At 61.4% G+C, this 9,775-nt stretch carries 10 protein-coding genes and 1 pseudogene; 5 read left to right on the top strand and 6 right to left on the bottom strand.

The features are described from left to right. Positions 1-11 precede the first annotated feature (11 nt). The 4 genes and pseudogenes from AB4Z52_RS14230 (at position 12) to AB4Z52_RS14215 (ending at position 3,907) form a co-directional block, all read left to right on the top strand. Complete coding sequence (locus AB4Z52_RS14230) at positions 12-2,348, top strand: glucose/quinate/shikimate family membrane-bound PQQ-dependent dehydrogenase (protein WP_442218571.1); 2,337 nt, start codon at positions 12-14, stop codon at positions 2,346-2,348. A 99-nt stretch (positions 2,349-2,447) separates the two neighbouring features. Then, positions 2,448-2,630: a hypothetical protein gene (locus tag AB4Z52_RS14225; protein WP_442218570.1), complete on the top strand. Its 183-nt coding sequence runs from the start codon at positions 2,448-2,450 to the stop codon at positions 2,628-2,630. A 21-nt stretch (positions 2,631-2,651) separates the two neighbouring features. Next, positions 2,652-2,891: pseudogene (locus AB4Z52_RS14220) on the top strand (hypothetical protein); the annotation flags it as partial. A gap of 551 nt (positions 2,892-3,442) precedes the next feature. Beyond that, entirely contained in the window at positions 3,443-3,907 is a 465-nt protein-coding gene (locus AB4Z52_RS14215) for a hypothetical protein (protein ID WP_442218569.1), read from the top strand. Positions 3,908-4,059: 152 nt separating this feature from the next. Here the strand turns inward: AB4Z52_RS14215 and bla are convergent, their stop codons facing one another. From bla to dmeR, 3 genes are all read right to left on the bottom strand, one after another. Next, a complete protein-coding gene (bla, locus tag AB4Z52_RS14210; protein ID WP_442218568.1) occupies positions 4,060-4,998 on the bottom strand; it encodes a class A beta-lactamase in 939 nt (312 codons plus the stop codon). A gap of 87 nt (positions 4,999-5,085) precedes the next feature. Next, positions 5,086-6,060, bottom strand: a complete 975-nt coding sequence (gene dmeF, locus AB4Z52_RS14205; protein ID WP_442218567.1) for a CDF family Co(II)/Ni(II) efflux transporter DmeF — start codon at positions 6,058-6,060, stop codon at positions 5,086-5,088. 22 nt (positions 6,061-6,082) lie between these two features. Further along, positions 6,083-6,355, bottom strand: coding sequence for a Ni(II)/Co(II)-sensing transcriptional repressor DmeR (gene dmeR / locus AB4Z52_RS14200; protein WP_442218566.1), 273 nt, complete (start codon positions 6,353-6,355; stop codon positions 6,083-6,085). A 266-nt stretch (positions 6,356-6,621) separates the two neighbouring features. Here dmeR and AB4Z52_RS14195 point away from each other — a divergent pair, with 266 nt between their 5' ends. Further along, positions 6,622-7,110: a GNAT family N-acetyltransferase gene (locus tag AB4Z52_RS14195; protein WP_442218565.1), complete on the top strand. Its 489-nt coding sequence runs from the start codon at positions 6,622-6,624 to the stop codon at positions 7,108-7,110. Between the two features lie 157 nt (positions 7,111-7,267). On the opposite strand, the gene AB4Z52_RS14190 is transcribed toward AB4Z52_RS14195, so the two are convergent. The 3 genes from AB4Z52_RS14190 to AB4Z52_RS14180 all read right to left on the bottom strand — a co-directional run bounded on the left by AB4Z52_RS14190 (position 7,268) and on the right by AB4Z52_RS14180 (position 9,686). Further along, positions 7,268-8,182: a c-type cytochrome gene (locus AB4Z52_RS14190; RefSeq protein WP_442218564.1), complete on the bottom strand. Its 915-nt coding sequence runs from the start codon at positions 8,180-8,182 to the stop codon at positions 7,268-7,270. A 163-nt stretch (positions 8,183-8,345) separates the two neighbouring features. Next, positions 8,346-8,789: a c-type cytochrome gene (locus AB4Z52_RS14185; RefSeq protein ID WP_442218563.1), complete on the bottom strand. Its 444-nt coding sequence runs from the start codon at positions 8,787-8,789 to the stop codon at positions 8,346-8,348. 264 nt (positions 8,790-9,053) lie between these two features. Next, positions 9,054-9,686, bottom strand: a complete 633-nt coding sequence (locus AB4Z52_RS14180; RefSeq protein WP_442218562.1) for a LysE family translocator — start codon at positions 9,684-9,686, stop codon at positions 9,054-9,056. Between the last annotated feature and the right edge of the window lie 89 nt (positions 9,687-9,775).

The following is a 9,775-nucleotide window of genomic DNA, read 5'->3' as shown; positions in this document are numbered from 1 at the left end:
AGATAGCTCAAATGGCGATTGTCATCACCTCGATCCTTTTCGCCCTTATCGGATTGGCGCTTGCCGGCGGCGGCGCTTGGCTCGTCGCGCTTGGCGGAAGCCCGTTCTATCTCTTTGCCGGCCTGATGTTCCTCATCACGGCCGCGCTGCTGTTCAGGCGGCGGGCAGCGGCACTCTGGGTCTATGCACTGCTTGTCCTTGGAGCCCTGATCTGGGCAATATGGGAAGTCGGGTTCGACTGGTGGCAGCTTGGGCCACGCGGCGGGCTGGTCATCTTGCTTGGAATTTGGATGCTGACGCCGCGGATTCGTCGGCCGCTCGGCTTTCGCAGTACGACGGGTGGCCAGTATCCAGCCAATCCCTGGCCGCTTGCAGTCCCCGTCATCATCGCAATTGCCGTCGCGCTATATTCGATGACCACCGACCCCCATGACCTTGCCGGCCAACTGTCCGGGCCGGTGACGGCCAATGCAGCACTAGGCGGGGACGTGCCGGCGGGCGAGTGGCATCAGTATGGCCGCACGGCCTTCGGTCAGCGCTATTCGCCGCTCGACCAGATCACGCCTTCGAACGTCGCCAACCTGAAGCTTGCTTGGCAATACCGGACCGGCGACGTCAAGCGTCCTGACGATATCGGGGAAACGACCTATCAGGTGACACCGCTCAAGATCGCAGACACGCTCTATCTCTGCACGCCGCATAACCTTGCCATCGCGCTCGACGCGGCGAGCGGAAGTGAGAAGTGGCGCTACGACGCGAATTCCGGCATGAACCCGGAGAGGCAACACCAGACATGCCGCGGCGTTACCTATTACCACGACACTGCGGCGGCTCCCGGCAGCGCCTGCGCCGAGCGGGTCTATCTTCCGACCGCGGATGCGCGACTGATTGCGCTCGACGCCGCCAATGGACAAGTCTGCGCCGGCTTCGCCGACAAGGGTACGCTGCGCCTTGAAACGGGCATGAAGTACAATCCGGCCGGCTACTACTACTCGACGTCGCCGCCGGTCGCCGTCGGTGGCAAGATAGTCGTCGGCGGGGCGGTCAATGACAACTCCTCAACGAAGGAGCAATCCGGTGTCATCCGCGCCTTCGACATCAATAGCGGGGCGTTGGTCTGGAACTGGGATAGCGGCAACCCTGACGTGACGACACCGCTGCTGGCCGGCCAGTTCTACACGACGAACTCGCCGAACAGCTGGTCAGTCTCAAGCGTCGACGAGGCGTTGGGACTGATCTATGTCCCCCTCGGTAACCAGGGGCCGGACCAGTTGGGCATGAACCGCAGCGCCAATGTCGAGAAATATTCATCGTCGATCGTAGCGCTCGATATCAACACCGGAAAGGTCCGCTGGGTCCGCCAGTTCGTTCATCACGACCTCTGGGACATGGATGTGCCGGCCCAGCCCTCGCTTCTTGACATCACGGAGAAGGACGGCTCGACCGTACCCGCGCTCGTCGGCCCCACCAAGCAAGGCGACATCTACGTGCTCGACCGGCGCACCGGCCAACCGCTGATCCCGATCAAGGACGTGCCCGCTCCCGGCGGCACCATCCCAGAGGATCATGCGTCGCCGACGCAGCCGCTCTCCGATCTCTCGTTCATTCCCGATCCGCTGACGGAGAAGGACATGTGGGGCGTTTCGCTGTTCGACCAGCTCGCCTGCCGCATCAAATTCCATCAGCTGAAATATGAGGGGCGCTATACGCCGCCGTCGCTGCAGGGTTCGCTGATCTACCCCGGCAATTTCGGCGTATTCAACTGGGGCGGCGTCGCGGTCGATCCCGAACGGCACGTCATGTTCGGCATGCCGACCTACCTTGCCTTCACCTCGCGGCTGGTGCCGGCCGCGGATCTTCCTCCCAAAGGGCAGGACCAGAAGGGCAGCGAAGAAGGACTGAACCGCAATGAAGGCGCTCCCTACGGCGTCTTCATGGGTCCGTTCCTGTCGCCGCTCGGCGTGCCATGCCAGGCGCCGCCATGGGGCTATGTCGCCGGCGCGGACCTCAAGACCGGCAAGATCGCCTATATGCACAAGAACGGCACCGTCTACGACATGACACCGCTGCCCCTGCCCTTCAAGATCGGCGTACCCGGCATCGGCGGGCCGATCGTCACCAAAGGCGGCGTCGCCTTCCTCGGCGCCTCGGTCGACAACTATCTGCGCGCCTACGATCTCACCACGGGCCAGGAACTGTGGCAAGGCAGATTGCCGGCCGGCGGCCAGTCGACGCCGATGACCTATACGGCCGGAAACGGCAAGCAATATGTCCTGATCGTCGCCGGAGGCCACGGCTCGGTCGGCACCAAGCCCGGCGATTACGTGATGGCCTATACACTGCCCTGAGGCAGCGGGGCCAGTCTTGCCCTGTTCGCATCGCAGCGGGTAAGTCCTCGCGATCATTTGCGAAACTCTTGCCTCTTCAGTCGGAAGGGCCAACCCGCAATGGCAACGGGGGGATATTATTACGACAATACCGCGATCCAGTTCTTCTCGCTTACACACCTGAACGGCCCCGGATGTCGCGGTGAGGGCGCCGTTGCGACACCTCTCGCAGACACTACGACCCAGAGCCTGATTTCGGGCGTAGCCTACTCGCGTGCCAATGAAGCTGCCGAGCCTGGCTAGCAGAAGGTCAAGGTCAAGTTAAACAACAACATCACAACCGAGCTGACGGCCACGACGCGGACAGGCATGATGCGGCTGACCTATCCCGACGAAGCCAAGGCATTTCTCATCCTGAATGCGAAGCTGAACAACAGTGGCTACAAATACAACGCCACGCCGGGCGTCGCCTCGAACCTTGTCGATGTCCGGATCGGAAGCGACGGAAAGTCGATCTCGGGCAATGCCGTTGCCAGCAAATTCTGCGCTTGCACATGGTCGTAGCCAGTCTATTTCTACGCAACTTTGACAAACCCCTCAAGTCGTCAACGTCACCGACGCGGCCCGCGATGTCGCGACAATTCGAACTGACCGACGCTGACACGACCGTCCAGCTGAGAGCTGGCATCTCTTGCGTCAGCACAGCCAATGCACACAACACGTATCGAGGAACCTGGCTGTCGCTCGACGAGATGAAGGACCGCGGCAAACTGTGACACATCTCGTCGAAGACACCAACCAAGTGGGGCGCGGCACCGCAACTGACGCCGCCCTCCGGCCCGAATGCCTATTACTCACAGCCGACCGCAACGCCGCTTGCGCCGCCAGTGTAGGTGACCCAGTAAGAGATTGCTGCGGGGTCGCCCTAGCGGCCCCGTTCCCACACAGGCAGGACCACCCGCAAGGTCCGGGCAGGCTTGTGCGCTCACCGTTCTTCCATCACCAGAACGGGCGATCACTTCCAGAATCATCGTTTCGTTCTAGCCGCTTGATTCCGCGGCACATTATCAAGAACTGAAATTGCTTTCGGGCCGATGCCCCAGGGAGAATCGACAATGAAAGTCCACCGCGCGCTTCAGAGCTACTACAACACGCCGCTTTCAAAGACAGATACCGGTTCCAACGACGACAGTACGCCGTTTACCCTTCCTGACGACGAGGCTTCTCAAAAAGCCACGCCGCCGACTGTCGCATCGACCAGCATCCCCTCCTCCATCTCTTCCGGCTTCTGGCTGAACCAGTCCCGCGGCAATGCGGCCACCTCGGCGACCGATGCCACCACCGCTTCCAGTGACACCAGCGCCGCCGCCAATTCCTCCGAGGACCTGCTCGCAGAATTCGCAAAGCTCGCAAGCATGACGCCTGCCGAAAAGATCCGCGCCGAATACCTCTCGGCCCATAACATGTCCGAAGAACAGTTCAGTCAGCTTTCGTCCGACGACCAGAAGGCAATCAACGACGAGATTGCCGCGCAGATCAAGCAGAAGCTCGGTGCGGACGGCAAACCGAAGGACGACTGAACTGGGACGACCCGCGCCGGCGCCTCACTCGGCGGGCCGCCTCCAAACGGCATGAAGGCGATGCGACATTGATTCACATCTCGGCGGTATCGCCTTGATTTTGAATCTTCCTGTATAAAAAAACCCTTCGGAGAAAGACCCGGGTAGACGCCCTAAACCATACCCGCCACGATCTTGCCGACCTCGGCGAAGACGGCGTTGATCGCGTCGATCGGGGCGGTGGCTTCGGTGACGTAGGCGGCAATGAGGAGTGGGCCGCGATCGGCGGGCCAGATGACGGCGACGTCGGCGGCTGAACCGTTGTTGCCGGTGCCCGTCTTGTCTCCGACTTTCCATTCCTTCGGCAGGCCGGCGCGAAGACGCTCGTTGCCTGTCGTATTGGCAGCCATCCATCCGGAGAGCTTGTCGCGCGAGGCATCGCTCAATGTATCGCCGAGCGTCAGCGCGCCGACGGTATCGAGCATGGAATCCGGCGTCGTCGTGTCGCGCGGATCGTCCTTCTTTGCCTCGTTGAGCTCGGTTTCCTTGCGGTCTAGCCGGGTTTCCGTGTCGCCGATCGTGCGCAGCCACGCCGTCAGCGCCGGCGGTCCGCCGAAGCTGTCAAGCAGAAGATTGCCGGCCGTGTTGTCGCTCATGGTGATCGCGGCATCGCAGAGTTCGGCAATCGTCATGCCGTCGGCGTCAACGTGTTTTTCGGTGACCGGCGAATAGGTCACCAGCACGTCTTTGCCGAAGGTGATGCGGCGATCGAGCTTTTCCGCACCGCTGTCGACCCGCGACAAAACGAAGCCCGCCGCCAGCAGCTTGTAGGTGCTGCACAGAGGGAAACGCTCCGTCTCGCGGTAGCCAAGCGAGATATTGGTCTCCGTGTCGAGCACGGAGACACCGAGCCGTCCGCCGATCTTCTTTTCCAGGTCGGCAAGCTGCTTTTCGACATTGTCCTCTATCTTGGTGTCGGCGGGTGCCGCCGGCTCCTCAGGCGGCGCGACCTCGCCTGCGGTCTGGGCGCGCGCCGCATCGGCAACGACCAAGGCGGGGAAAAGCAGCGCCGTGCCGACAAGCAATCGGCGGCGGGAAATGATATCGGACATGCAAAGCCTCCGGCAGAATCAGGCTGATCTGAGCTACAGGAATAATATGGCAAGCGTCTGTCCGGCGCACTCCCCGTCGCGCGCAAATCACGCTGCGCGCAGCGATGTCACCTCGATCGTCACATGCGACAGCTCGTCGAGCGACGCCAGTTTGGACTTGTAGAATGAAGGGGCGTGCGGCTCAAAAGTCGCCACTGCGACGATTGCCGCGTGGTGGCCGGGGCCGACCTGCCAAACGTGCAGATCGGTTATCGTGTCGTCTGCGGTCTCGATGGCGGCGCGGATTTCGGCGGGCAGATCCTCATTGCTCGGCACGACGTCGAGAAGCACCGCACCCGCCGAGCGCATCAGGCTGCACGACCACTGGGCAATAACCAGACCACCGACGATGCCCATCAGCGGATCGAGCCATACCCAGCCATAGCTTCGGCCAAGCACAAGCGCGGCGATCGCCAGCACCGACGTTATCGCGTCGGCGATCACATGGGTATAGGCCGAACGCAGATTGTTGTCGGAGCCCGGCTTCGCCTCGCTGTGGCCGTGATGATCGTGGGCGTGATCGTGGTGATGGCTATGGCCGTGGGAGTGGCCGTGGTGGGAATGGCCATGATCCTCCCTCAGCAGAAAGGCGCTGGCGATATTGACGCCAAGACCGACGACCGCGACGAAGATCGCCTGGTTGAAGTCGATTGCCACGGGATTTTCCAGCCGAACAAGACTTTGCCAGGCCATCAAAAGGGCGATCAGCGCGAGGATGATAGCGCTCGCAAAACCGGCGAGATCTCCAAGCTTTCCAGTGCCGAAGGTAAAACGCGGATTGCGGGCCTGGCGGCGGGCATAGAGGTAGGCGAGCGCAGCAATCAACAGTGCGCTGGCATGTGTGGACATGTGCCAGCCGTCGGCGACGAGCGCCATCGATCCAAACATCGTTCCGCCAACGATCTCTGCGATCATCATGACAGTGGTCAGCGCGATGACGAACCAGACTCGCTGCTCGTTGCGGTGATGATCCGAACCGAGAAAGACGTGTTCGTGCGTCAGGGTGTCGTCCGTTGTACTCATCGGTACGGTCTCCAAGGCTTCATTATCGAAGATAGGTTTTCAAGACGCCTGAAATCTCGGCGACTGCCTGTCGCCGAGCGGCATCGCTTTCAGCCTCGAGGACGTGCTCCTCAAGGTGGTCTTCCAGGATCTCTCCGGTCAGTCCCGTCAGCGCGCCTCGGATCGAGGCGAGCAATTGGAGGATCTCCCCGCATGGCCTCTCAGCCTCCAGAGCGCGTTCGACCGCCTCCATCTGCCCCTTGAGGCGACGGACCCGGGACACCAGCTTTGCTTGGTCGCGGATCGTATGGCTCATGTGGATCTCCAGATATAATATAGGAGGGTATAGTATAATTTGTTGTGATATGAAAGCCAACTGGGTGGAATGGGCCCCATTGACAAACCGAGGATTTGGGATCATCTAGTCCGCATGATCAAGCACGCGCACATCGTTAGCTCGTATTTTTGGCTGTACCTCTAGAGGGCGGCCGACAGATCTTCATGTCAACAGGCCGCCGTCAGGCGGCCTTGTTGTATGCGACAGCAGCGTCCTGACGGCATCTTAAAAAGGACGCATGGACCATGCTCGAAGACAGCGAAATTTCACTCACACGCTCACCGGTGCTAACCATCCGCGCCGCCAAGCATCGCGATCTTCCCGAACTCAACGAGATGATCAAGCTTCTCGCCGCCCACCATGGCGATGCGGCCGTGATCACCCCGGAACAATTGGAACGCGACCTTTTCGGCGCGATGCCCTGGATCACCGCATTGGTGGCGGAAGCCGACGGCCATCTTCTCGGCTACGCCATTCTTGTCCCGCTCTACAAGGCGCAGGAAGGCCAGCGCGGCATGGACCTGCATCACCTGTTCGTGCGCGACGGGCATCGCGGCCACGGTATCGGCCAGCATCTCGTCGACCGTGCCCGGGAAACGGCGCGCAAGGCCGGCTGCGGCTACCTCTCGGTCAGCGCCGCCACCGGCAATGTGGCGGCCCATCGCTTCTACGAGCAACTGGACTTCACCCCCCGCCCCGTTACCGGCATGCGCTATCTCCAGGCGCTGGCGTGAGGAGTGCGGCGGAAGGGGTAATTCGTCGCCCGGTTAAGAGCGTGGCCAAGAGGTCGGTCGGCAATTCGACGTCTTCCTTGGCCGCAGAGTAGCAGCTGGCGGCGTTGCGGTGGCCGATCGATGACCGGGCCCTTCAATCTCAATTTCCAGTCAATCATTACCGTGACGGCACTGCTTTCAGATAGGCCGCGATCGCCTCGCGGTCGGATGCCGGGAGACGGGCGATGTTTTGCTGGACTTCGGCCATCGTGCCGCCGGCGCTGTCGTAATCCGGCGTGAAGCCGGTCTCGAGATAATTGACGATATCGGCCGTGCTCCAGGAGCCGACCGCTTTCGAGCCTGGCGTAATGTTGGGTATTTGGCCCTTGCCTTCGGGGTTCGGCGCGCCGCCCAGCCATTTATCCCTGACGAAGCCGCCGAGCACATCGCGCGAGGTGTGGCATTCGCCGCAATGGCCCGGCCCCTCGACGAGGTATTGGCCTCTCTTGACCTTGTCGTCGGCATTGGCCAGGACGACGCGCGGCTGGTCGTTGAAATAGAGGAATTTCCAGCCGCCGAGCGCCAGCCGGATATTGAACGGGAACGGCAATTCGTGCGCAGGGGCGACATTCTGGCTTTTCGGCAATGTCTTGAGGAAGCCCCAGAGGTCGTTGACGTCCTTGTCGCTCATGCGCGCATAGGAGCCATAGGGGAAGGCCGGATAGAGATGCTCGCCGCCCTTGCCGACGCCGCGCTTTATCGCATTGCCGAAATCGGCAAGCGTCCAGGCGCCGAGGCCGGCTTTTTCATCGGGCGATATGTTCGGAACATGGAAGGTGCCGAAGGGGCTCTTCACCGCAAGGCCTCCCGATAGCAATAGCTTGGCACCTCCGGCAGCGCCTGGGGCTGCGTGACAGCTGGTGCAGCCGCCGGCCCAAAAGACCATTTCGCCGTTCCTTATGTCGGGATCGCCGAGCCCTGCCCAATGGCTCTGCGGCAGGAGAGACGGCCTGGTGATGAAATAGAAGGCGGCGAAACCGACAAGGACGATCCCGACCAGACAGAGAAGCCATCTTGTGAACCGTGCAACCATGCCTCTATCCTCTTTGGGACGCCTCAACCGACAAACTAGCAGTGATCGCCCCGGCGGCAAGGCCGGCGCGATCACCAGATCGGTTGTTTCGCGGAAGGCCTACCGCTTCTGATCCCATGCACGTGTCATCCCAAAACCGCCACGCAGCTTCGGGCGACGTGCATTATTGCTTCAGAATGCGATAGGCCTGATGACAGGCGCCACAGTCGGCACCGAGCGTCTTCAGGGTGGCGCCGACGCCGGCCTGGTCGACGGGCAGTTGCGCCAGCGCCATCTCGGCGTCGGTCGAAAGCTTCGCGGCCTTCGCCTTGAAGTCATCCATATTGTCCCAGAGTTTGGGGTTGACCTCCTGGTCGGTCTTGTCGCTGTCCGAGCCGAACTGGTCCGGAAAGACCTTTGCCGTCTCGGCGATCGTCGTCAGCGCTGTCTTGACCACATCGGCGTCGTACGGCTTGTCGCCCTTGGCGATGGCGCCGAGGCTGCCTGCCGCAGCGCCATTCTTTTTCATCAACGCGACCCGGCTGTCATGGGTGCCGTCGGCCGCGACGACGGAGCCGAAGGCCACGCCGGCCAACACCACTGCGGTCGCAATCGCTTTCCAATTCATAGTCACACTCCTGGATCTCGCCGCTTGGCGGCCGGTCTTATTCGCGGCGTCATGTTTGCCGGTTTTGGGAACGGCAATGAAGTAACAAAGTGGTGATAGTCCAGCAAAATCAGGGTCATATTTCCGAAACATTCGACGCCGATTCAGATGCGGGTAGTGTCTAGCGCCCTACCTCACCGTCATTCGCGGCTTACTTTAGGGGCTTGCGAAAATGATTCAAAGCGATCGCGCTAAACTCCTGTTTCCGCTCGGCTAAATCCCTGATCACGACGCGCGCCACTCGTGCCAGAGCCCTAGCGCAGCGACGATCACCAGCACGGCTCCGGCGATGCGGCCCGCAAACGCCGTGGCGCCGGGATTGGACACCAGGAGATCGCGGCTGCGACCGGCGGTGACCGCCAGCGTGCCATAAACGCCAAGCTGCACGCCGACGGTCATCAGCCCCATGATGACGCCCTGCACCCAGATCGGGCCATAGACCGGCTTCAGGAACTGTGGATAGACAGCTAGCATGAAAAGATAGGCTTTGGGGTTGATCAGGCAGGTGACCGCACCCTGCCGGAAGGCACGCCAGGAGGAATGGCTGCCGGCCAACGGGTCGCGGACGGTGATCGAGCTGCGCATTAGCGTCAGGCCGATCCAGCCCATGTAGAGCGCGCCGACGATCAAGAGCGGATTGAAGAGAAACGGCAGGAAGCGCGAAAGCAACCCGATGCCGAGCGCGCCGTTGAAGGCATGCACCGCACCGCCGAGCATGATGCCGGCCGTTGCCGCAAGGCCGGCACTCCTGCCGCCGGTCAGCGCGTTGGCAAGCACGAAGAGCATATCCATGCCCGGAACGATGATGATGCCGAAGAGGAGGATGAAGTAGAGCCAGAGATTTTCGCTGTAAGCCATGTCAGTTGCCCATCGTGATCCGAAGGAGTTTTTCCCCGGATGTTCTTGTTTGCCAGTGTGATGGGTGGTTTTATACGGCAGGCCAACTG

Origin of the sequence: Rhizobium sp. 2YAF20 (assembly GCF_052114685.1) — a bacterium.
In the GTDB taxonomy this organism is placed as follows: domain Bacteria; phylum Pseudomonadota; class Alphaproteobacteria; order Rhizobiales; family Rhizobiaceae; genus Rhizobium.
The sequence above is the reverse complement of the archived record's forward strand: the minus strand, read 5'-3'. Positions and strand labels throughout refer to the sequence as shown.